Consider the following 21,329-nt stretch of genomic DNA (forward strand, 5'->3'; position numbering starts at 1 on the left):
CCCCGCCAATCACGGAGCAGGCAACCATGTTCAACGCAGTGATCCATGCACCGTTCGGCAAGGTCGGTATCCGCCTCGAAGGCGAGGCTGTGCGCGAGATCGTCTATCTGCCGGACTCAATCCAGAGCGTCGCGCCGGACACGCCGCTGGCAAAGCAGGCCGTCGAGCAGATCGAACGTTATTTCGAGCTTGCGTCCGCGAAATTCGACTTGCCGCTGGCAGCGGTCGGCACCACGTATCAGCGGCGCGTGTGGCAAGCGATCTGCGACATCCCGCCGGGTGTCGTACTGACCTATGGACAACTGGCAAGGCAGCTTGGCAGCGTCCCACGCGCGGTCGGCCAGGCGTGCGGGTCGAATTACTTTCCGATCGTGATTCCGTGTCATCGGGTGGTCAGCTCGAGCGGCATCGGCGGATTCGCGCATCATGCCGAAGACGGCTTCTTTCGCAACGTCAAGCGCTGGCTTCTGGCGCATGAAGGCATTCCCTACGCATGAGCGACACCGTAACTGAAGACGCGCCGGCCGCGTCACCTTTGTTTGTGGCGAGCTCGGCCTCGATCGATGCGTTCTGCGACGCGTTGTGGCTCGAGCACGGCTTGTCGCGCAACACGCTCGATGCCTATCGGCGCGATCTGCGGCTGTTTTGCGAGTGGCTCGCGCAAACCCGCAAGACGTCGCTCGATACCGCCAGCGAGGCCGATCTCAACGCTTATAGCGCGGCGCGTCAGAAAGACAAGTCCACCTCGGCGAACCGGCGGCTCTCGGTGTTTCGCCGCTACTACGGCTGGGCGGTGCGCGAGCATCGCGCAAAAGCCGATCCGACTGTGCGCATCCGGTCGGCCAAGCAACCGCCGCGTTTTCCGTCCACGCTCACCGAAGCGCAAGTCGAAGCGCTGCTCGGTGCGCCGGATATCGACACGCCCCTCGGCCTGCGCGACCGCACCATGCTGGAGCTGATGTACGCGAGCGGCTTACGTGTCACCGAACTCGTCACGCTGAAGACGGTGGAAGTGGGCCTGAACGAAGGTGTGGTGCGCGTCATGGGCAAGGGCTCGAAAGAGCGCCTGATTCCGTTCGGCGAAGAGGCGCACGGGTGGATCGAACGCTATCTGCGCGAAGCGCGTCCTGCTTTGCTGGGAGCGCGCGCGACGGATGCGTTGTTCGTCACGAGCCGCGCGGAGGGCATGACTCGCCAGCAGTTCTGGAACATCATCAAGCGTCACGCGGCAGCGGCCGATGTGCACGCGCCGCTCTCGCCGCATACGCTGCGGCACGCGTTCGCGACGCACCTGCTGAACCATGGCGCCGACTTGCGCGTCGTGCAATTGCTGCTCGGTCATACGGATATCTCGACCACGCAGATCTATACGCACGTGGCCCGCGAACGGTTGAAGTCGCTGCATGCGCAGCATCATCCGCGGGGGTGAGGCTCGTTAGCGGCTGCGCGGGGCGGTGCGTTTGCTGTTGTGGCGGCCGCTACCGTAGTCGCTGTCATTGCCGCTATCGCCACAGCCACAGCCACAGCGTTAAACGAACTCGCGCAACCGGTGCTTGAGAATCTTGCCCGTCGACGCCGCCGGCAGCGCCGCGAGCACCTTCACTTCGGCCGGGCGCTTGTAGGGCGCGAGACGCTCGCCGCACCACGCGATCAGTTCAGCCGGCGACACCGTCGCGCCCGCGATCAATTCGACGAACGCGACCACTTCCTCGTTACCTTCCACGGCGCGCCCGATTACCGCGGACTGCACCACCTGCGGATGCGCGTTCAACACATGCTCGACTTCCGCCGGATACACATTGAAGCCCGAACGGATGATCAGCTCCTTGCTGCGCCCGACGATATGCAACGCACTGTCCGCGTCCTGCCGTGCGAGGTCGCCGGTCTTGAGCCAGCCGTCTTCGGTGACGACCGTGCGGGTCTGCTCCGGGCTGCGATAGTAGCCAAGCATCACGTTCGGGCCACGCACCCATAGTTCGCCGATTTCACCCGGCGCGGCCTCCACGCCATCGAGGCCGACGAACCGCACTTCAACGCCGGGAATGACCTCGCCGACCGAGCAGTCGCTGCGTGGAGCATCGAGCATGGTGTGCGCGACGGTCGGGCTGCTCTCGGTCATACCGTAGCCATTGTGCAGCGGGAGGCCGTAGACGCTTTCGACGTGCGCCTTCAGTGCGGCGTCGAGCGGCGAGCCGCCCGAATAAGCGAAGCGCAGATGCGGCGCCGACCATGCGTGGCCGTGCGTTTGCAGATGTTCGAGCAGTTTGGCGTGCATCGCCGGCACGCCCTGGAAGATGGACACGCGCACTTCGGCGAGCGCGCGACGCACCGCTTCCGGCGCGAAACGCGGTACGAGCCGCAGGGTCGCGCCGGCGTGCAGGCTGCCGAGACAAACCGAGGCAAAGCCGTACACGTGCGAGATCGGCAGAACGGCGTACACGACGTCGTCCGGACCGACTTTGCGCAAGCGGCTCGACACGGCCGCGATGAAGAGCAGGTTGCGATGGGACAGCATCACGCCTTTCGGCGCGCCGGTGGTTCCGGTGGTGTAGATCAGCGCGGCGCATTGGCGGTGATTGGCGGCCTCGACCGGTTCGGCTTGTGCGTTGCCGTCGATCGCGTACGACCAGGCACCGATATCCGGCGCGATGGCAGGCGCTGTGACGGCCTGATGCCGCTCGGCATGCTGCCGGGCATCCGCGGAGCTTTCGACCGCATACGCGACCACGCGAGGCCGCGCATGCGCGCGGATTGCGTCGAGTTCGGCTGCCGACAGGCGAGCGTTCGACACCAGTGCCCACGCGTCGAGTTTCGCGGCTGCGAACAGCAGCACGATCTGCACGATGCTGTTTTCGGCCACGATCATCACGCGATCGCCGCCACGCACGCCCCATTCGCGCAGCAGGGCGGCGGCGGCATCGACGGCTTCCTGAAGTTGGGCATTGGTGAGGCGGCGCGCGTCCTCGATCAAGGCGACGTGCTGCGGATCGCGCGCGGCGGCGAGCGCCGGAATGTCGGCAATACGCGCGGGCAGGGCGGCCAGCAGCGCGGGAATGTCGATCGTGGAACGGGTGGAAGAATCGAGGCTCAACGCTGTCTCCTCAAAACGATTCGGTGCCCGGCATACGGTGCGCCGGAAGATTTGCGAACGATCGTGCCACAAGCGGCGGACACGCACAATTGGCCGTTCGGCAAATAGCCGTTGTGCAAACTCGCTATTACAATGCGCCGATGAGCAAATCCAGACACGTTTCCGAAACGCCCGCGACGCAGTTTCTGCGCCGTCATGGCGTCACTTTCGGCGAACATCCTTACGATTACGTCGAGCATGGCGGCACGGAGGAATCGGCGCGGCAACTCGGCGTGGACGAACATCATGTCGTCAAGACGCTCGTGATGGAAGACGAGCACGCCAAGCCGCTGATCGTGCTGATGCACGGCGACCGCACCGTCAGCACCAAGAATCTGGCGCGGCAGATCGGCGCGAAACGCGTCGAGCCGTGCAAGCCCGAGGTGGCGAACCGGCATTCGGGCTATCTGATCGGTGGCACGTCGCCGTTCGGTACGCGCAAACCGATGCCGGTGTACGTCGAATCGAGCATCCTCGAAATGGACACGATCTGGCTGAATGGCGGCCGGCGCGGTTTTCTGGTCAGCATCGAACCTGGGATACTGACCGGCTTGCTGGCGGCGAAGCCGGTTCAGTGCGCGAGCGTCGATTGACGTTTGCCTGAATGTTTTCCGGGCAGGTGGGTTCGGTAGAATGTGCGCCGCCTTGTTCCCTGTTGCGGTTGGGGTATCGAGTTTCAGACCGCCGATCCTTATAAGAGTCCCAGATGCAAAACCTGATCGTTGCTGTCGTTGCCTACCTGATCGGCTCGGTGTCGTTTGCCGTGATCGTGAGCGCCGCGATGGGGCTGGACGACCCGCGCTCGTATGGCTCGGGCAACCCGGGCGCCACCAACGTGCTGCGCAGCGGCAGCAAGAAGGCCGCGATTCTCACCCTGATCGGCGATGCCTTCAAGGGATGGCTGCCGGTGTGGTTCGTGGTGCACTTCGGTGCTCGATTCGGCCTCGACGATACGTCGGTGGCGATTGCGTCCGTCGCCGTGTTTCTCGGCCACCTGTATCCGGTCTTCTTCCGCTTCAAGGGCGGCAAGGGCGTGGCAACCGCGGCGGGTGTGCTGCTCGCGATCAACCCGATCCTCGGCATCGCCACCTTGCTGACGTGGCTGATCGTGGCGTTCTTCACGCGCTATTCGTCGTTGGCTGCATTGGCGGCGGCGGTGTTCGCGCCGATCTTCGACGGCTTTCTGTTCGGGCCGCATATCATCGCGCTGGCGATTGTCGTGATGAGTTCGCTGCTGGTATGGCGCCACCGCGGCAACATCGCCAAGCTGATGCGCGGCCAGGAAAGCCGCATCGGCGATAAGAAGAAAACCGACGCTGCGGCCAGCGCGGCGGGCGGTAACGAGCCTTGAGCGAAGGCGGGGCGCGTCCGGCCAGGTGTTAGCCGGCGTGCCTTAGCGCGTTGACGGAGTGCGTATTGAAGGCGCACCGGCTGTGTGCTGAGCGTTTAACCTGTGCCGGGTGCTGAGGCTCAATGCAGCTAAACATTCTGCGGTGAGCTTTAACGCGGCCCGTTGCCGAGCGTCAGCACGCGCCCGGTAACGAGCGTGGCGTGCCTTCAGTCGCGGAAGTTGTTGAAGTCGAGCGGCGTATCGGTCACATCTTTGCGCAGCATCGCGATCACACTTTGCAGATCGTCGCGCTTGCCGCCGGTGATGCGCACCGCGTCGCCCTGAATGCTTGCCTGGACCTTGATCTTGCTGTCCTTCACGAGGCGCACGATTTTCTTCGACAGATCGCCGGACACGCCTTTCTTGATCTTGATGACCTGCTTGACCTTGTCGCCGCCGATCTTCTCGATCTTGCCGTAGTCGAGAAAGCGCACGTCCACATTGCGCTTGGCCATTTTCGACAGCAAAACGTCTTTGACCTGGCCGAGCTTGAAATCGTCGTCGGCGTAGGCCGTGATTTCACTTTCCTTGTGTTCGACGCGCGCGTCCGACCCTTTGAAGTCGAAGCGCGTTGAAATTTCCTTGTTGGACTGCTCGATCGCGTTCTTGACTTCGATCATGTCCGCTTCGCAGACGACGTCAAACGATGGCATTGTTTTCTCCCAATAGTGCTGCGGTGCGTGGCGCGGCCGGTCGGCTGCTCACGGGGCACTCGCTATAATCACGAACCTGACGTCATTTTACCGACGCCGCTCCCTTTTGCCTAAGGCCGCCGCGCATTGTCGCGCGGCCGGGGCCAGATGTCGTTTCGTTCGTCGTTCTATTCTTCTCAATCTGATTGATGTCCCAATCCGACTCCGCCGCGTTCATTGCCGGCTATCCGCTGAAGGCGCATAACACCTTCGGCTTCGACGTTCGCGCGCAGTTTGCGTGTCGGATCGAGCGCGAAGCGCAACTGATGGCTGCCGTGCGCGATCCGCGTGCCGCCGGTTTGCCGCGGCTGGTGCTGGGCGGCGGCAGCAATGTCGTGCTGACGGACGACTTCGCCGGACTGGTGTTGCTGGTGGCGCTGCAAGGCCGCCGTGTTGTGGGCGAGGACGACGACGCATGGTATGTCGAGGCGGCTGCCGGCGAGCCATGGCATGACTTTGTCGAGTGGACTTTGTCGCAAGGGCTGCCTGGGTTGGAGAACCTCGCGCTGATTCCGGGGACGGTGGGAGCGGCGCCGATTCAGAACATCGGCGCGTATGGGCTGGAGATGTGCGAGCGGTTTGCGTCGCTGCGGGCGGTTGAGCTGGAAACGGGCGCCGTGATCGAGCTCGATGCGGCCGCTTGCCGATTCGGCTACCGCGACAGTGTCTTCAAGCGGGAAGGGCGCGACCGGTTCGTGATTACGTCGGTCACTTTCCGTTTGCCGAAGGCGTGGCAGCCGCGCGTCGGGTATGCCGATCTCGCGCGTGAGCTGGCCGCGGGCGGCCGTGCGACCGATGCAGTGCCGAGCGCGCGGGCGATTTTCGACGCGGTAGTCGCGGTGCGGCGTGCGAAGCTGCCCGACCCGCTTCAACTGGGTAACGCTGGGAGTTTCTTCAAGAATCCGGTCGTGGAGGCGGCGCAGTTCGAGGCGTTGATGGTGAAGGAGCCCGAGGTGGTGTCTTACCTTCAGCCGGACGGTCGGGTGAAGCTCGCGGCGGGCTGGTTGATCGACCGATGCGGCTGGAAGGGGCGCGCGATGGGCGCCGCGGCCGTGCATGAACGGCAGGCGCTGGTGCTGGTGAATCTCGGCGGAGCGAGCGGTGCCGATGTATTGGCGCTCGCAAAGGCGGTTCAGCGGGATGTGCTGGCGCGGTTTGGGGTGGAGCTGGAAGCGGAGCCGGTTTGTTTGTGATTGGGTAAGTGGCTTGCGGGAAAGAAAAAAGGCGCCGGGAGGAAACTCCCGGTGCCTTTTTTGTAGCTACGCTGACTTGGCGTTTTGGTTCCGGCCGCGCCTTGCGGCGCTTAACTTCGCTTGCGCGAAGTTAGCCTTCACCGAAACGCACGTCCTCAGCCGCGCTGACGACGTGCGTTCTCAGCAATCCGCATACGCAGCGCGTTCAGCTTGATGAACCCGCCAGCGTCGGCCTGGTTGTATGCGCCGCCGTCGTCGTCGAACGTGGCGATGGTCTTGTCGAACAGCGTTTCCTTCGAATCGCGCGCGACTACCGACACGCTGCCCTTGTACAGCTTCACACGCACCCAGCCGTTGACCTTCTCTTGCGTATGGTCGATCAGCACCTGGATTGCACGGCGCTCCGGGCTCCACCAGTAGCCGTTATAAATCAGCGATGCGTAACGTGCCATCAGGTCGTCTTTCAGGTGCGCGACTTCGCGGTCGAGCGTGATCGACTCGATGCCGCGGTGCGCCTTCAGCATGATCGTGCCGCCCGGCGTTTCATAACAGCCGCGCGACTTCATGCCGACGTAACGGTTTTCAACCAGATCCAGACGGCCGATACCGTGCTTGCCGCCCAAACGGTTCAACTCGGTCAGCATTTCAGCCGCCGACAAACGCGTGCCGTTGATCGCGACCGGATCGCCGTGCTCGTATTCGATGTCGATGTACTCGGCCTGATCCGGTGCCTGTTCCGGCGACACCGTCCAACGCCACATATCGGCTTCGGCCTCGGCCTTCGGGTCTTCCAGGTGACGGCCTTCGAACGAGATGTGCAGCAGGTTCGCGTCCATCGAATACGGCGCGCCGCCTTGCTTGTGCTTCATTTCGATCGGAATGCCGGCCTTTTCGGCGTACGCGAGCAGCTTTTCGCGCGACAGCAGATCCCATTCGCGCCACGGTGCGATCACCTTGATACCCGGCTCCAGCGCGTAGTAACCGAGTTCGAAGCGAACCTGGTCGTTGCCCTTGCCGGTTGCGCCGTGCGAAACCGCTTGCGCACCGGTGGCGCGGGCGATTTCGATCTGACGCTTGGCGATCAGCGGACGCGCGATCGACGTACCCAGCAGGTACTCGCCTTCATAGACCGTGTTGGCGCGGAACATCGGGAACACATAGTCGCGCACGAATTCTTCGCGCAGGTCCTCAATGAAGATGTTGTCCTGCTTGATGCCGAGTTGCAGGGCCTTTTTGCGCGCCGGTTCCAGCTCTTCGCCCTGGCCGATGTCGGCCGTAAACGTGACGACTTCGGCGTCGTAGTTGTCCTGCAACCACTTCAGGATGACGGAGGTGTCGAGGCCGCCCGAATAGGCGAGCACGACTTTCTTGATATCGCTCATGGTGAACTCGTAGCTGGAGAAAGCGGGAAAACAAGGCGCGCCGGCGGTTCCGGAGCGCGGAAAACCACTATTTTGACACTAAACCGCCGCCTGCCCGCGTTTTTGGAGCTGTGCGGTGGGTGAGCCGGGTCCGCGTGCAACCGTGGACGCCGGCTCGATGCGTGGCGCTAAACGTGGATGCCTTGCCTCGTATTCAAGGCCCCGTCGCGCTGCACGCAGATGTTGCTTAAGGTGCTGAACAGCGGCCCGCTCAGTGATTGAGCTTGCCGAGCAGCAGGTATTCCATCAACGCCTTTTGCACGTGCAGACGATTTTCCGCCTCGTCCCACACGACGCTTTGCGGGCCGTCGATCACTTCAGCGCTGACTTCCTCGCCGCGGTGGGCGGGCAGGCAGTGCATGAACAATGCATCGGAATTGGCGCGCGCCATCATGTCGGCGTCTACGCACCAGTCGGCGAAGGCTTTCTTGCGGGCCTCGTTTTCGGCCTCGAAGCCCATGCTGGTCCACACGTCTGTGGTGACCAGGTCGGCGCCCGCGCAGGCCTCGTTCGGGTCGTCGAATTCCTGATAGAACGGCGCGCTTTCAGGCGCGACCATGGCGGGGTCGAGCTTGTAGCCCGGCGGCGTGGACAGGCGCAGCTTGAAGCCGAGAATCTGGGCGGCTTCGATCCATGTGTACAGCATGTTGTTCGCGTCGCCGACCCACGCGACCGTCTTGTCGCGAATCGGACCGCGATGCTCGAAGTACGTGAAGATGTCCGCCAGCACCTGGCACGGGTGATATTCGTTGGTCAGCCCATTGATCACCGGCACGCGCGAATTCTCCGCGAAGCGCTGAAGGATGTCCTGGCCGAACGTGCGGATCATGATGATGTCGACCATGCGCGAGATCACTTGCGCTGCGTCTTCGATCGGCTCACCGCGGCCCAGTTGCGTGTCGCGCGTGCTCATGAAGACGGCGTGGCCGCCCAACTGGAAGATGCCGGCTTCGAACGACAGGCGCGTGCGCGTCGAATTTTTCTCGAAGATCATCGCCAGCGTGCGATCGTGCAGCGGGTGGTAGGTCTCGTAGTTCTTGAATTTGCGTTTCAGAATGCGCGCGCGTTCCAGCACGTACTCGTAGTCTTCCAGCGAGAAATCCTTGAACTGCAGGTAGTGGCGAATTTTCTTGGCGGTCATGAAACAAATACGGCGGTCTCACCCGGCAGGATTGCCGGGCGGCGCCCCCGTCGTTTGTGGTAACTCAATGCAGCATAAAGGATTTCGCCTCGTTTGACGAGTCGGCCAAAAGGCTGGGCAAGCTGTCTGAAAGCCTTTCGCAACCCTCAGACAAGGCTCATGTGCGCTGCGGAAAGAGGTCCGCTGCGCTATAATCTACCGGTTATCCCTAAGCCCAGCAGGCCGGTATTTAGCCTGCCGCATACGGCTTGCGCGCCCCGGAAAGTTCCTCGCAGTGCGCGCCGTCGCGATGAGCGACAATGCGACTTGTGCGTCCCTTCGCGGTTTCTGACGGCGCTGCTCGCCTTTCAGGCGTGGCCGACGTGTTCAGGCATCCCAAAGTCGTTTTGCAGTCAACTTTGCCGTCATCCCGCTGGGCAGTCACACAGGTATTCCTACATGGCCGAAGCAGCTCCAACCGAATATTTCATTCAGGGCATCACGTCGACCGGGAAAAAATTTCGGCCGAGCGATTGGTCGGAGCGGCTCGCAGGCGTCATGGCATGCTTCGGTCCGAGCCCGGGCGGCAAGGGGCCGAATGCTTACCTGCAATACTCGTTGTACGTCCGACCCACCATGATCGGCGACCTCAAATGCGTGATTCTCGATTCGCGTTTGCGCGACATCGAGCCGATGGCCTTCGATTTCGTCCTGAACTTCGCGAAAGACAATGACCTTCTCGTGACGGAGGCGTGCGAGTTGCAGCTTGAACATGCCACGCCGCAAGCCAAAAGGCATGCGATATAGCGCAAGCCAGCCGGATCGGCAAAAGACAAAACCCGCAAGCAGCGGGTTTTTTTATGGCTGAGGCCGAGGCCTCTGTGAGTAGCCTGTCGAAGACGTGCGCGACGAGTCGCGCGGTACCGTGCGGCTCAGCTGGTGCCAAGCAAAAAAGCCCGCCGAAGCGAGCTTTTCCGTTGCAGCGGAAACAGGAGGTAGTCCACCGAAGCGGGCTGACCGAATTTACTGCGCTGCGGGTGCTTGCAGGCCCTTGAGGGCTGCAGCCAGACGGCTCTTGTTACGAGCTGCCTTGTTCTTGTGAACGATTTTCTTGTCGGCGATGATATCGATGGTCTTCGACGATGCCTGGAAGATCTCGACGGCCTTAGCCTTGTCGCCTGCTTCGATTGCCTTGCGGACAGCCTTGATAGCCGTGCGGAACTTCGAGCGCAGTGCCGAGTTGTGCGAGTTTGCCTTCGCGGCCTGGCGGGCGCGCTTGCGTGCTTGTGCGGAATTAGCCATGACGGTTCCTTATCCTGTTCCTGTTTCCAGTACCTGACCTTCAAGTGGTGAGGCGCTGCTTTTAGATCGAACTCTTGGAAGCGATTGCCCAAGAGCGCAAAAGTGTCGAAATAATTCGAAAAATCGATCGGACTACGCGAAGGCGGGCCCGTGTTCCGGTGTGTTCCGAGGCTGGTTGGCGCTTCCTCAATACGGTTTGAGCGATGTTCGCACTCGTGTATTGTGGCGTGCCTGAACCCCGTCCGAAAATTGAGCGAGCTTCGAAACCGGCGATTATAGCAACAAAATCAGGCACGTGGCAACGGGGAATCGCCAATCCTGATGCAGCGGGGCTGCCGCGCAAGATCCGGGATTCTGTGACCGCCCTGGCGGGGAAGGGGTGTGCCGGCGAGCGCTCAACCGGCAAGCGGGCGGTGGCCCCGGTAGGCAAAGCGTCTGGCAAGCAACAAAAAACGGCCCAATCCGCTCATCCGAACGAACCTCCACGGCGCAAATCGGTCCGATTCGCGTTCTGGCTCGTCGTCGCCACCTGCGGCACCCGTATAATAAGCGCCCCATGAATCTATTCCGAGCCCTGCTGACGGTCAGCGGCTTCACGCTGCTGTCGCGCGTGACCGGACTGGCCCGCGAAACGCTGATCGCCCGCGCGTTCGGTGCCAGTCAATATACTGACGCGTTTTACGTCGCCTTCCGCATTCCGAACCTGCTGCGGCGCATTTCCGCCGAGGGTGCGTTCTCCCAGGCCTTCGTGCCGATTCTCGCCGAGTTCAAGAACCAGCAGGGACACGACGCCACCAAAGCGCTCGTCGACGCCACTTCGACCGTGCTTGCCTGGGCACTCGCCATTCTGTCCGTGATCGGCGTGGTGGGGGCGTCGGGCGTGGTGTTCATCGTCGCGTCAGGGCTCGCGCATGAAGGTCAGGCCTATGCGCTCGCGGTCACGATGACGCGCATCATGTTCCCGTACATCATTTTCATCTCGCTGACGTCGCTGGCGTCCGGCGTGCTGAATACGTACAAGAACTTTTCGCTGCCTGCATTCGCCCCGGTTCTGCTGAACGTCGCTTTCATCGTCGCGGCCGTGTTCGTCGCGCCGCGCCTGCAAACGCCTGTGTATGCGCTCGCGTGGGCAGTGATCGCCGGCGGCGTGCTGCAATTCGCCGTACAACTGCCGGGTCTGAAGAAGATCGACATGCTGCCGCGCATCGGTCTGAATCCGCTGAAGGCGCTCGCGCACCGCGGCGTCAAGCGGGTGCTGTCGAAAATGGTGCCGGCGATGTTCGCCGTGTCGGTCGCGCAGATCAGTCTGATCATCAACACCAATATCGCGTCGCGCATCGGTCCGGGCGCCGTCTCGTGGATCAATTACGCCGACCGGCTGATGGAGTTTCCGACCGCGCTGCTCGGCGTCGCGCTTGGCACGATCCTGCTGCCAAGCCTCTCGAAGGCGCACGTGGACGCCGATCCGCACGAGTATTCGTCGCTGCTCGACTGGGGGCTGCGCGTTACCTTCCTGTTGGCCGCGCCGAGCGCCGTCGCGCTGTTCTTCTTCGCTCAACCGCTCACCGCAACACTGTTTCACTACGGCAAGTTCGACGGCAACTCCGTGGTGATGGTGGGCCGCGCGCTGTCTGCCTACGGCATTGGCCTGATCGGCCTGATTCTCATCAAGATCCTCGCGCCCGGTTTTTACGCGAAGCAGGACATCAAGACGCCGGTGAAGATCGGCATCGGCGTGCTGATTGTCACGCAGTTGAGCAACTACGTGTTCGTGCCGATTTTCGCGCATGCGGGTCTCACGCTGAGCGTCGGACTCGGCGCTTGCGTCAATGCGCTATTCCTGTTTCTCGGCTTGCGCAAGCGCGGCATCTATACGCCGTCGAGCGGCTGGCTGAAGTTTTTTGTGCAGATGCTCGGCGCCTGTCTGGTGCTGGCCGGCACGATGCATTGGCTCGCGATCAGCTTCGACTGGATCGGCATGCATAACCGGCCGGTCGATCGCATCGTGTTGCTGGGGGCGTGCCTCGTGCTGTTCGCCGCGCTATATTTCGGTATGCTTTGGCTGATGGGCTTCAAGTACGCGTATTTCAAAAGGCGAGTGAAGTGATCACGATGACGCGAGTTCTCGACTATTTCAGCACGCTGGTTGCCGAAGATGACAGCCTGCCGCTGACCGAGGCGGCGCTCTCGCTTGCGCAGGACGCTTACCCCGATCTCGATTTGCAAGGCACGTTGGCCGAGATCGACGAGCTGGTCGTGCGTTTGCAGCGCCGCATGCCGGACGACGCCGATATCAGGCAGAAAGTCGGCATTCTGAACCGGTTCTTCTTCCGCGAGCTGGGTTTCGCCAGCAACCTCAACGATTATTACGACCCCGACAACAGTCATCTGAACGCGGTGCTCAAGCGGCGCCGCGGCATTCCGATTTCGCTGGCGGTGCTGTATCTGGAGATGGCCGAGCAGATCGGCATTCCGGCGCGCGGCGTGTCGTTTCCGGGTCAATTCCTGTTGCGCGTGACCACGCCGGATGGCGACGTGATGCTCGACCCGACCAGTGGGCATTCACTGTCCGAATCGCAGATGGTGGATATGCTGGAGCCGTATGTGGCGTCGGCGGGCGAGTCGGTGAGCCGGGCGCTGCGCATGTTGTTGCAACCGGCCACGCGCCGCGAGATCATCGCTCGCATGCTGCGAAATCTGAAGTCGACTTATCTTCAGACGGAACGCTGGCAGCGTTTGTTGGCGGTGCAGCAGCGTCTTGTGATCCTGTTGCCGGAAAGTATCGAGGAAGTGCGCGATCGCGGTTTCGCCTATGCGCGGCTCGACTATCTGCGTCCGGCACTCGAGGATCTCGAACGATATCTCGGTGACCGGCCGGATGCGGAAGACGCAACGGTGGTGGAGTCGCAGTTGCATGAACTGCGTCAGCGCACCCAATACGACGACCACGACTGAATTTTCAACTGGTCAAAACAGAACGCCTGCATGTGACATACGTTGAGTCACATGCAGGCGTTTTTCATTGGCGCAGCCGCCTAAAGTAAGGTAGGCGGCACGCCGGATACCCCGTTACTTCGGCTGCATCCGGATCGCGCCGTCCAGACGAATCACTTCGCCGTTGAGCATCGGGTTGTCGAAGATCTGCTTGGCCAGAATTGCGTACTCTGCCGGTTTGCCGAGACGCGGCGGGAACGGCACCATCGCGCCGAGCGCGTCCTGTACTTCCTGCGGCATGCCCAGCAACATCGGCGTTTCGAAGATGCCCGGTGCGATCGTCATGACACGGATCGCGTTGCGCGACAGGTCGCGTGCGATCGGCAGCGTCATGCCGACCACGCCGCTCTTGGACGCAGCATAAGCAGCCTGGCCGATCTGGCCGTCAAACGCCGCCACCGATGCCGTGTTGATGATCACGCCACGCTCGCCATTCGCATTCGGTTCGTTCTTCGACATGGCCGCGGCGGCGAGCCGGATCATGTTGAAGGTGCCGATCAGATTGATCGAGATGGTGCGGGTAAACGACTCGAGCGGATGCGGACCGTCTTTGCCGACCGTCTTGATGGCGGGTGCTACGCCCGCGCAATTCACGAGGCCGCGCAGCGTGCCGAGCTTCGTGGCAGCTTCGACGGCTTGCGTGGCGTCGTCTTCGCGGCTCACATCGCACTTGACGAACACACCGCCGAGTTCCTTGGCGAGCGCCTCACCGGCATCCTGATTCAGATCGGCCAGCACCACCTTGCCGCCGTTCTCGACGAAAAGGCGTGCTGTGGCCGCGCCCAAGCCCGATGCACCGCCGGTGATCAGGAATACGTTGTCACGAATCTCCATGTCTTCTCCTTTGCTTCAGTTCAGTAATGTCTTGATCGAATATTTTCTCGATGATCGATTGTAACGGCTATGTTGCAATGCGGAAAGCGAAGTGGGGTGTCGGCCGCATGGGGCCATTACGGATGACCCGTGGCATCTCCGGAAAGCTACGGATCGCTAACTAATGCCGGGCGTGACGGGCAGCGGAGATGGCGACGGAGCGCATGCCACTCAGCGCGACTCGCAATAAAAAAACCCGCCGGCATGGGCGGGTTTTTCAAACAGCAACTGCAGACACGAAATTACTTCAACGCATCGAACGCGCGGTTGCGAATTTCGTCGACCGTGCCAAGGCCCGAAATGCGGCGATATTGCGGTGCCTTCAGCGGGGTCGTCGGGTCGCCGTTCTGCGCCCAGTTGTTGTAGTACTCGATCAGCGGCTTGGTTTGCGCAACGTACACGTCCAGGCGCTTCTTGACCGTTTCTTCCTTGTCGTCGTCGCGCTGGATCAGCGGTTCGCCCGTTACGTCATCCACACCTTCAACCTTCGGCGGGTTGAACTTGACGTGATACGTACGGCCCGACGCCGCGTGCGAGCGGCGCCCGCTCATCCGCACGATGATCTCGTCGAACGGCACGTCGATTTCCAGCACGTAGTCGATCGCGACGCCCGCCTGCTTCATGGCTTCAGCTTGCGGAATGGTGCGCGGAAAACCGTCGAACAGATAACCGTTCGCGCAATCACACTCTTGCAGGCGTTCCTTCACCAGGTTGATGATCAGCTCGTCTGTGACCAGTTCACCGGCATCCATGAAGCGCTTGGCTTCAAGGCCGAGCGGAGTGCCTGCCTTAACGGCGGCGCGCAGCATGTCACCGGTGGAAATTTGTGGAATGCCGAACTTTTCCTTGATGAAAGTTGCCTGAGTGCCCTTGCCCGCGCCGGGCGCACCCAAAAGGATCAAACGCATGTGATATCTCCAGATCTATGTGAATTCTTTGGTGGCGCTGCAGCCATCCCACGACTTGCCGAGGGACCCGCGTCGGCTGCCGTTTCGCGTCTCGCGCTGCACGTCGACAACGACGGCGCTGCAAGGCGGGAACGGTGCGACCGGGGCAAACCCTGGCTCTCGCGATTAACGGGAGGCGCGCACAACCGTCCGATTATGCCATGGGTTTTTCCGCTCAAGCCCCGAATAAAGCCTGCACGCGCGCGAGATCGGCGGGCGTGTCGACGCCCGGCAGCGGCGCATTCTGAGTGACGAGCACCGCGATTCGCTCGCCGTGCCACATCGCGCGAAGCTGTTCGAGTGCTTCGACCTGCTCGATCGGCGAAATCGCGAAACTCGGATACGTGCGCAGGAATTGGGCGCGATACGCGTACAGGCCGATATGTCGATGAACGACGGCGGGAGCCGGCGGCGCCGGCATCGACGCCACGTCGGGCCAATGCGGCTGATACGCGTCGCGTGCCCATGGAATCGGCGCGCGCGAAAAATACAGCGCGACGCCGCGCGCGTCGAGCACGACCTTGACGACGTTCGGATTGAAAATTTCCGTGGGGTCGGTGATCGGATGCGCGGCGGTGGCGATCGCGCAGCCGTGGCTCGATGCCAGGTGCGACGCCACGCCGCACACGAGCGCCGGGTCGATCAGCGGCTCGTCGCCCTGAACGTTCACCACGATCGTCTCGTCGCTCCAGCCGAACTGCGCCGCCACTTCCGCGAGACGGTCGGTGCCCGACGGATGATCGGCGCGCGTCAGCACGGCTTCGAAGCCGTGCTCGCGGGCGACATCCAGCACTGCTTGCGCGTCGGAGGCGATCAGCACCTGCTGCGCGCCCGATTCGCGCGCGCGTTCGGCCACGCGTACCACCATCGGCTTACCGCCAATGTCGGCGAGCGGTTTGTTGGGCAGGCGCGTCGAGGCGAGCCGGGCCGGCACGACGGCGATGAACGGAGGAGCGGCGACGTTAGCGTTGGTCATCGGAAGGACGAGCGGCGATGAAACCGGAAGAAAGCGCTCGCAAGTGCATTGCGGCATTGCGGGCGCTGATGGGAAAGACGGCAAATGTGGATCAGAGCGGCGGTATGCGCCGAAAGTACCGGCCTCGCGCCCGCCCTGCGCCGGGTAAAGCCGACTCAGGCAACGGAGCCCGGATTCAGATCGACCGGCGTGCCTTCCACGGTCTGCCGTGCTTCGTCGACCAGCATCACGGGGATGCCGTCGCGGATCGGATAGGCAAGCTTGTCCGCATTGCAGATCAGTTCCTGCGCCGAACGGTCGTAGCTGAGCGGGCCCTTGCAGATCGGGCAGACGAGAATTTCAAGCAGGCGAGCGTCCACGGACTTTCTCCACAACTAATGCAATGAGGCGATGATCGAGCGCGGCTTCGACAGGGACAACCCAGATGCGCGCGTCGTGCCAGGACCCTAATTTTACCGCATCCTTTTCGGTTATCAGGATGGCATCCGCGTCGACGTCCGTAAAAGGATTGCGCTCGAACGCGTAGTGATCCGGCAAGGCGCGGGTGGTGGGCGTGAGACCGGCCGCGCGCAGCGTCGCGAAAAAACGCTCCGGCGCGCCGATGCCGGCCGCGGCCAGCACGCGATCGCCGCTGAATTGCGCGAGCGGGCGGCGCAGACCGGGGTTGTCGAGGTGCCAGGCGTCGGCTGGCGCGAGTTGCAGCGCGAACGTGTTCGGCCAGGGGGGCAGCGTGCGGGCGTACGGATCGTTGATCAGCGTGGCATCGCGGCGGCGCGAGAGAGGCTCGCGCAGCGGACCGGCCGGCAGCAGAAAACCGTTGCCGCCGAGCCGGTGATCGAAGATCACCAGTTCGGCGTCGCGGGCGAGACGATAGTGCTGCAAGCCGTCGTCGCTGACGATCACGTCGACTTCGCGATGCGCGGTGCACAGCGCTTGCGCGGCCGCGACCCGGTCCGGGCAGACCCACACCGGTGCGCCGGTGCGGCGCGCGATCAGCAGCGGTTCGTCGCCGCCGACGTTCGCTGCCGACGTCGCGAGAACCGGCGTCGGTCCCTTGACGCGCGCACCGTAGCCACGCGACACCACGCCGGGTTTAAAGCCGGCGGCGCGCAAGGCTTCGACCAGCGCGATAACGGTCGGCGTCTTGCCGGTGCCGCCAACGGTCACGTTGCCGACCACCACCACCGGCACGCCAATGCGCACGGATTTCAGCCAGCCGAACGAGAAGGCGGCGCGACGCGCGGCGGCAATCGCGGCGAATACGCAGGCGAAAGGCGTCAGCGCCCACGCAAGCGGGCCGCGTTGCTGCCACTCACGCGCAAGGCGCGCTTCGAGACGGTTGTTCAATTCGCTCATTGGCGAGCCGCAATAACAGGCGATGCACCGCGCGCCCGAAGGAGACAGGACGGCGGCGTGAAAGCGCCAGTTGCACTACGCGGGGCAAGCATCAACGCGGTTCTCCGGACAATCGAAAAGTGAAGCGAAAAGGCGAAGCGGCGGCGACATCTGGCGCGTTCGCGCCGCGTGCTATTAGCGTGACGCCAGTGTGCCGTAATGACGAGCGCTGCGGGGCGTTCGGCATGCTGTCGAACCCGCCACTCTAGCGCGCGTGCGTCCCGCACGGCAAGTTGCGCGCCCCGCGCCGCATGGCGAGCCGTTGCTTCGGGCGATGTCCACAGCCTGTGGATAACTTTGTGGAGAACTTGCCCTTCGATGGGCTGGAAGGGCCGCGCCGAGCGCTTCGTATCGGCATTTGATCTCATTAACGAGATGCAAAATCCATATAAATCAACGACATGCCGCCAATTCGCGCGGGCTGGCGGGCGTTTTGGCGGCATTCGTCTAATGGCTCCCGACATGTGGACACTTTTAACAATTCCACCGCTGCGCTGGACGCCGATGGCCACTCGGTCTATCGTCTGTCCGGCCAGTCACAGATATTCCTCGCATGAATCCCGAAAGCCCGTTTGCTTCGTCGGCTACGCCCGGCGGTGAAGTTGTCGTCCCCGTTTCCGCGCTCAATCGCGCGATTGGCACGATGCTCGAACGCTCGTTTCCGCTCGTCTGGGTGTCGGGCGAAGTCTCGAACTTCACGCGTGCCGCGAGCGGCCATTGGTATTTCTCGATCAAGGACGCTCAGGCGCAGATGCGCTGCGTGATGTTCCGCGGTCGCGCGCAATACGCCGAGTTCACGCCGCGCGAAGGCGACCGTATCGAAGTGCGCGCGCTGGTGACAATGTACGAGCCGCGCGGCGAGCTGCAACTGAATGTGGAAGCGGTGCGCCGCACGGGGCAGGGGCGTCTTTATGAAGCCTTTCTCAAGCTGAAGGCGCAACTCGAAGCCGAGGGTCTCTTTGCCGCCGAACGCAAACGCGCGTTGCCGCCTCATCCGCGCGCGATCGGCATTGTGACATCGCTTCAGGCCGCCGCATTGCGTGACGTCGTGACCACCTTGTCGCGGCGCGCGCCGCACATTCCGGTGATCGTCTATCCGGCACCGGTGCAGGGCGTGGGCGCCAGCGCCAGGCTGGCCGCGATGGTCGACGCGGCCAGCGCGCGCCGCGAGGTCGATGTGCTGATCGTGTGCCGCGGCGGCGGCTCGATTGAAGACCTGTGGGCGTTCAACGAAGAAGCGCTCGCGCGTGCCATCGCTGAAAGTGCGATACCGGTGGTAAGCGGCGTGGGTCACGAAACCGATTTCACGATTGCCGACTTCGCCGCCGACGTGCGCGCACCGACGCCTACCGGCGCCGCCGAACTCGTCAGCCCGCAGCGCGTGCTGTTGCTGCGCGAGCTCGATCATCGGCATGCGACGCTCGCGCGCGGTTTTGGCCGCATGATGGAGCGCCGCGCCCAGCAACTCGACTGGCTCGCGCGCCGGCTCGTGTCGCCGGCCGAGCGGCTCGCGCGGCAGCGCACCCACCTGCAGCAATTGAGCGTGCGCCTCGCTTTGGCGGGTGCGCGTCCCGTGCGTGATGCACGAGCGCGTTTTTCTCTGCTGCAGATGCGCTGGGAGCGCTGGCGCCCCGATCTCGCCGCGCATCAGGCGAAGCTCGGCAATCTCGCGCAGCGTCTGGACACCGCATTGTTACGCCAGCATGAACGTCAGACCGCGCGTATCGACACGCTGGCCGCGCGGCTCGAAGTACTGAGTCCGAAGCGCACACTGGAGCGTGGCTATGCCGCCGTGCTCGATGCGCAGAGCGGCCGCGCGGTGCGCGCGCCGTCGTCGCTGAAACCGGGGCGGCGCCTCACGGTGCATCTCGCCGAAGGGGCTGCTGACATTGCCCTCGCCGATGTGCAACCGCGCCTGACCGACGGTTTCTGACACTTCGCCGACACCGCGCCAAGGCATATTTTTGACTCTCGCATGGGGCAGGCACGACCCGTGCGAAAGCACTAATTACGCTATGTGTGCGGCATGTTTGCCGATGCCGGGCATAAAGTCCATTGGTTTGCGGGGTTATTCCAACTCGCCTACAATCCAGTGCTCAATAGCGTTATCCGCAGACTCCCCCACAACAGATACAGACAGAAGGAAAGCACCATGGAACATACGCTCCCGCCGCTGCCGTTCGCAAAAAACGCACTCGTTCCGAACATGTCGGAAGAGACGCTTGAGTATCACTACGGCAAGCACCACCAGACCTATGTGACTAACCTGAACAATCTGATCAAGGGCACGGAGTTCGAGAATCTGTCGCTCGAAGAGATCGTCAAGAAGGCATCGGGCGGTATTTTCAATAACGCTGCTCAAGTGTGGAACCACACGTTCTTCTGGAACAGCCTGTCGCCGCAAGGTGGCGGCGCACCGACCGGCGCACTGGCTGACGCGATCAATGCCAAGTGGGGTTCGTTCGACAAGTTCAAGGAAGAATTCGCCAAGACCGCAGTCGGCACGTTCGGCTCGGGCTGGGCATGGCTGGTGAAGAAGGCCGACGGTTCGCTCGACCTGGTGTCGACGAGCAACGCAGCTACGCCGCTGACCACGGACGCGAAGGCGCTGCTGACGATCGACGTGTGGGAACACGCGTACTACATCGACTATCGCAACGCACGTCCGAAGTTCGTTGAAGCGTACTGGAACATCGTCAACTGGGCATTCGCGTCGAAGAACTTCGCGTGAGATTGCCGGTGTGCGGCGTGACAAGATAGTTCGGATTTCAAACGAAATTGAAAATCTGAACTGATCGCTGCAATGCAGTCCGGAAACGGTAGTAAAACAGAAAGCCCTCCTTCGTGAGGGCTTTTTGTTTTTTTGGCGTTGCAAGCAATTTGCATAAACAGGGCGTCAATTCCTCAGTGGCCGGCGCGCGTCGCGTGAATCATCGGCCACGCGAATACATCAAATCCGAATTCACGATTTCTTTTATCGGTCAGATATCCCTAGACTTGGCAAACGTTAATACGGCTTCTGCCATGCCGGTTGAATCGCGCGTGCGCGCGCATTTTCGCGACCTCGACAGTTCGAACAACAACAAGGAGATACAGGCATGACTAACCAGACTACGCGCCGCAGTGCGTTAAAGACGTTTGGCCTCGCTGCCGGTACAGCGCTTCTGAGCGCCACAGGGCCATCGCGAGCCATGGCAGCCGACCCGGCATAGTTGCTGCCCGGAGGGGCGAGCAATCTGGCCGAATTGACTCAAAGACTGGCTGTAGCGCCAAGGCGGCGTGACTTTAAAACGGTCCCCATGATTCTCGAGCGTCCTGACCAATGGGATCATGAGGCGCTGTCTGCCGTTATCGGGTGTCGAGGCAATCCGAAACAGGTTTGGGACAACACCGAGCTTGGCGGGCCGTGGTTGAACCTGATGCGCAATGCCCTGAATGCGCAAATCTGGTCGTTCAGGCATCCGGATTTTCTCGTGGTATCGGCAACGCATGGGTCGGCCCATTTGTCCTTGTTCGACCAGACAGCGTGGGACAAGTACGGTCTCGCGAAAATAAGCGGCAACACGTTTTCGGCCAACACGCTGCTCGACAGGAAACCGGCCGAGGCCATCGGCAATGACGGCCATGAAAGTGCTGACGGCGCCTTTTCGTCGCACGACAACAGCATTCCGGCGTTGCTGAAACGAGGTGTCGTCTTTCTGTCGTGCCACAACGCGATCTGGGAACTGGCGGAGAGACTGCTCGTGGCCGGCGTGAATCCGGACAAGTTGCCGCTGGACGGGCTTGCAGCCGATTTGACCAACCATGTCATCACGAGCGCGATCGTGACACCCGGCGCAGTGGCAACGCTGGTCGAACTCCAGCAGGCCGGTTTTCACTACGCCAGTTAAGGATCA

General features: G+C 62.2%; 21 protein-coding genes. 11 read left to right on the top strand and 10 right to left on the bottom strand.

Going from position 1 to position 21,329, the window contains the following annotated elements; translation table 11 throughout:
• The first annotated feature begins 26 nt into the window (after positions 1 to 26).
• Both B0G76_RS02440 and xerD read left to right on the top strand, forming a co-directional pair.
• A complete protein-coding gene (locus tag B0G76_RS02440; protein ID WP_120296146.1) occupies positions 27 to 497 on the top strand; it encodes a methylated-DNA--[protein]-cysteine S-methyltransferase in 471 nt (156 codons plus the stop codon).
• The gene (gene xerD / locus B0G76_RS02445; protein ID WP_120289835.1) at positions 494 to 1,429 is read left to right on the top strand and encodes a site-specific tyrosine recombinase XerD; all 936 of its coding nucleotides are present in this window, start codon (positions 494 to 496) and stop codon (positions 1,427 to 1,429) included. The genes B0G76_RS02440 and xerD overlap by 4 nt, the downstream gene beginning before the upstream one ends.
• A 99-nt stretch (positions 1,430 to 1,528) precedes the next feature.
• Here xerD and B0G76_RS02450 read toward each other — a convergent pair whose 3' ends face one another.
• Positions 1,529 to 3,091 carry a class I adenylate-forming enzyme family protein gene (locus tag B0G76_RS02450; protein ID WP_120296147.1) on the bottom strand — a complete coding sequence of 521 codons (1,563 nt, stop codon included), beginning with the start codon at positions 3,089 to 3,091 and terminating at the stop codon, positions 1,529 to 1,531.
• A gap of 140 nt (positions 3,092 to 3,231) precedes the next feature.
• On the opposite strand from B0G76_RS02450, the gene ybaK reads away from it, so the two are divergent.
• Complete coding sequence (gene ybaK, locus B0G76_RS02455; RefSeq protein ID WP_120289837.1) at positions 3,232 to 3,723, top strand: Cys-tRNA(Pro) deacylase; 492 nt, start codon at positions 3,232 to 3,234, stop codon at positions 3,721 to 3,723.
• Positions 3,724 to 3,836: 113 nt separating this feature from the next.
• On the top strand, positions 3,837 to 4,481 hold the full coding sequence (plsY, locus tag B0G76_RS02460) for a glycerol-3-phosphate 1-O-acyltransferase PlsY (RefSeq protein WP_120289839.1): 645 nt from the start codon (positions 3,837 to 3,839) through the stop codon (positions 4,479 to 4,481).
• A 206-nt stretch (positions 4,482 to 4,687) separates the two neighbouring features.
• Here plsY and B0G76_RS02465 read toward each other — a convergent pair whose 3' ends face one another.
• The gene (locus B0G76_RS02465) at positions 4,688 to 5,173 is read right to left on the bottom strand and encodes a YajQ family cyclic di-GMP-binding protein (protein ID WP_028197943.1); all 486 of its coding nucleotides are present in this window, start codon (positions 5,171 to 5,173) and stop codon (positions 4,688 to 4,690) included.
• Between the two features lie 188 nt (positions 5,174 to 5,361).
• On the opposite strand from B0G76_RS02465, the gene murB reads away from it, so the two are divergent.
• Positions 5,362 to 6,405: a UDP-N-acetylmuramate dehydrogenase gene (gene murB / locus B0G76_RS02470; RefSeq protein ID WP_120289841.1), complete on the top strand. Its 1,044-nt coding sequence runs from the start codon at positions 5,362 to 5,364 to the stop codon at positions 6,403 to 6,405.
• A gap of 155 nt (positions 6,406 to 6,560) precedes the next feature.
• Here murB and B0G76_RS02475 read toward each other — a convergent pair whose 3' ends face one another.
• Both B0G76_RS02475 and argF read right to left on the bottom strand, forming a co-directional pair.
• Positions 6,561 to 7,787: an argininosuccinate synthase gene (locus B0G76_RS02475; RefSeq protein WP_120289842.1), complete on the bottom strand. Its 1,227-nt coding sequence runs from the start codon at positions 7,785 to 7,787 to the stop codon at positions 6,561 to 6,563.
• Positions 7,788 to 8,037: 250 nt separating this feature from the next.
• Positions 8,038 to 8,967: an ornithine carbamoyltransferase gene (argF, locus tag B0G76_RS02480; RefSeq protein WP_120289844.1), complete on the bottom strand. Its 930-nt coding sequence runs from the start codon at positions 8,965 to 8,967 to the stop codon at positions 8,038 to 8,040.
• Between the two features lie 438 nt (positions 8,968 to 9,405).
• Between argF and B0G76_RS02485 the strand changes: the two genes are divergently transcribed.
• A complete protein-coding gene (locus B0G76_RS02485; protein ID WP_120289846.1) occupies positions 9,406 to 9,753 on the top strand; it encodes a DUF3579 domain-containing protein in 348 nt (115 codons plus the stop codon).
• A gap of 216 nt (positions 9,754 to 9,969) precedes the next feature.
• Here B0G76_RS02485 and rpsT read toward each other — a convergent pair whose 3' ends face one another.
• Positions 9,970 to 10,248, bottom strand: coding sequence for a 30S ribosomal protein S20 (gene rpsT, locus B0G76_RS02490; RefSeq protein WP_054034306.1), 279 nt, complete (start codon positions 10,246 to 10,248; stop codon positions 9,970 to 9,972).
• 556 nt (positions 10,249 to 10,804) lie between these two features.
• On the opposite strand from rpsT, the gene murJ reads away from it, so the two are divergent.
• Positions 10,805 to 12,355: a murein biosynthesis integral membrane protein MurJ gene (gene murJ, locus B0G76_RS02495; RefSeq protein ID WP_120289848.1), complete on the top strand. Its 1,551-nt coding sequence runs from the start codon at positions 10,805 to 10,807 to the stop codon at positions 12,353 to 12,355.
• A gap of 5 nt (positions 12,356 to 12,360) precedes the next feature.
• Entirely contained in the window at positions 12,361 to 13,203 is an 843-nt protein-coding gene (locus B0G76_RS02500) for a SirB1 family protein (RefSeq protein ID WP_120296148.1), read from the top strand.
• A 114-nt stretch (positions 13,204 to 13,317) separates the two neighbouring features.
• Here B0G76_RS02500 and B0G76_RS02505 read toward each other — a convergent pair whose 3' ends face one another.
• The 5 genes from B0G76_RS02505 to lpxK form a co-directional block, all read right to left on the bottom strand.
• Complete coding sequence (locus tag B0G76_RS02505) at positions 13,318 to 14,076, bottom strand: 3-hydroxyacyl-CoA dehydrogenase (RefSeq protein ID WP_120289850.1); 759 nt, start codon at positions 14,074 to 14,076, stop codon at positions 13,318 to 13,320.
• Positions 14,077 to 14,357: 281 nt separating this feature from the next.
• Complete coding sequence (gene adk / locus B0G76_RS02510; RefSeq protein ID WP_120289852.1) at positions 14,358 to 15,023, bottom strand: adenylate kinase; 666 nt, start codon at positions 15,021 to 15,023, stop codon at positions 14,358 to 14,360.
• 214 nt (positions 15,024 to 15,237) lie between these two features.
• Positions 15,238 to 16,038: a 3-deoxy-manno-octulosonate cytidylyltransferase gene (gene kdsB / locus B0G76_RS02515; protein WP_120296149.1), complete on the bottom strand. Its 801-nt coding sequence runs from the start codon at positions 16,036 to 16,038 to the stop codon at positions 15,238 to 15,240.
• 155 nt (positions 16,039 to 16,193) lie between these two features.
• Complete coding sequence (locus B0G76_RS02520) at positions 16,194 to 16,397, bottom strand: Trm112 family protein (RefSeq protein WP_006050060.1); 204 nt, start codon at positions 16,395 to 16,397, stop codon at positions 16,194 to 16,196.
• Complete coding sequence (gene lpxK, locus B0G76_RS02525) at positions 16,378 to 17,394, bottom strand: tetraacyldisaccharide 4'-kinase (RefSeq protein ID WP_120289854.1); 1,017 nt, start codon at positions 17,392 to 17,394, stop codon at positions 16,378 to 16,380. Before lpxK ends, B0G76_RS02520 begins: the two co-directional genes overlap by 20 nt.
• Positions 17,395 to 17,986: 592 nt before the next feature.
• Here lpxK and xseA point away from each other — a divergent pair.
• The 3 genes from xseA (at position 17,987) to B0G76_RS02545 (ending at position 21,323) form a co-directional block, all read left to right on the top strand.
• Positions 17,987 to 19,366: an exodeoxyribonuclease VII large subunit gene (gene xseA, locus B0G76_RS02530; RefSeq protein ID WP_120289856.1), complete on the top strand. Its 1,380-nt coding sequence runs from the start codon at positions 17,987 to 17,989 to the stop codon at positions 19,364 to 19,366.
• A 219-nt stretch (positions 19,367 to 19,585) separates the two neighbouring features.
• Positions 19,586 to 20,164, top strand: coding sequence for a superoxide dismutase (locus B0G76_RS02535; protein ID WP_120289858.1), 579 nt, complete (start codon positions 19,586 to 19,588; stop codon positions 20,162 to 20,164).
• 568 nt (positions 20,165 to 20,732) lie between these two features.
• Positions 20,733 to 21,323, top strand: coding sequence for a hypothetical protein (locus B0G76_RS02545; RefSeq protein WP_259460485.1), 591 nt, complete (start codon positions 20,733 to 20,735; stop codon positions 21,321 to 21,323).
• Positions 21,324 to 21,329 lie beyond the last annotated feature (6 nt).

The sequence above is a fragment of the Paraburkholderia sp. BL23I1N1 genome (assembly GCF_003610295.1).
Taxonomy (GTDB): Bacteria; Pseudomonadota; Gammaproteobacteria; order Burkholderiales; family Burkholderiaceae; genus Paraburkholderia.

Coding starts and splice junctions, on each gene's coding strand:
- B0G76_RS02440 (WP_120296146.1), top strand. CDS start 27: ATGTTCAACGCAGTGATCCATGCACCGTTCGGCAAGGTCGGTATCCGC.
- xerD (WP_120289835.1), top strand. CDS start 494: ATGAGCGACACCGTAACTGAAGACGCGCCGGCCGCGTCACCTTTGTTT.
- ybaK (WP_120289837.1), top strand. CDS start 3,232: ATGAGCAAATCCAGACACGTTTCCGAAACGCCCGCGACGCAGTTTCTG.
- plsY (WP_120289839.1), top strand. CDS start 3,837: ATGCAAAACCTGATCGTTGCTGTCGTTGCCTACCTGATCGGCTCGGTG.
- B0G76_RS02465 (WP_028197943.1), bottom strand. CDS start 5,173: ATGCCATCGTTTGACGTCGTCTGCGAAGCGGACATGATCGAAGTCAAG.
- murB (WP_120289841.1), top strand. CDS start 5,362: ATGTCCCAATCCGACTCCGCCGCGTTCATTGCCGGCTATCCGCTGAAG.
- B0G76_RS02475 (WP_120289842.1), bottom strand. CDS start 7,787: ATGAGCGATATCAAGAAAGTCGTGCTCGCCTATTCGGGCGGCCTCGAC.
- argF (WP_120289844.1), bottom strand. CDS start 8,967: ATGACCGCCAAGAAAATTCGCCACTACCTGCAGTTCAAGGATTTCTCG.
- B0G76_RS02485 (WP_120289846.1), top strand. CDS start 9,406: ATGGCCGAAGCAGCTCCAACCGAATATTTCATTCAGGGCATCACGTCG.
- rpsT (WP_054034306.1), bottom strand. CDS start 10,248: ATGGCTAATTCCGCACAAGCACGCAAGCGCGCCCGCCAGGCCGCGAAG.
- murJ (WP_120289848.1), top strand. CDS start 10,805: ATGAATCTATTCCGAGCCCTGCTGACGGTCAGCGGCTTCACGCTGCTG.
- B0G76_RS02500 (WP_120296148.1), top strand. CDS start 12,361: ATGACGCGAGTTCTCGACTATTTCAGCACGCTGGTTGCCGAAGATGAC.
- B0G76_RS02505 (WP_120289850.1), bottom strand. CDS start 14,076: ATGGAGATTCGTGACAACGTATTCCTGATCACCGGCGGTGCATCGGGC.
- adk (WP_120289852.1), bottom strand. CDS start 15,023: ATGCGTTTGATCCTTTTGGGTGCGCCCGGCGCGGGCAAGGGCACTCAG.
- kdsB (WP_120296149.1), bottom strand. CDS start 16,038: ATGACCAACGCTAACGTCGCCGCTCCTCCGTTCATCGCCGTCGTGCCG.
- lpxK (WP_120289854.1), bottom strand. CDS start 17,394: ATGAGCGAATTGAACAACCGTCTCGAAGCGCGCCTTGCGCGTGAGTGG.
- xseA (WP_120289856.1), top strand. CDS start 17,987: ATGAATCCCGAAAGCCCGTTTGCTTCGTCGGCTACGCCCGGCGGTGAA.
- B0G76_RS02535 (WP_120289858.1), top strand. CDS start 19,586: ATGGAACATACGCTCCCGCCGCTGCCGTTCGCAAAAAACGCACTCGTT.
- B0G76_RS02545 (WP_259460485.1), top strand. CDS start 20,733: ATGATTCTCGAGCGTCCTGACCAATGGGATCATGAGGCGCTGTCTGCC.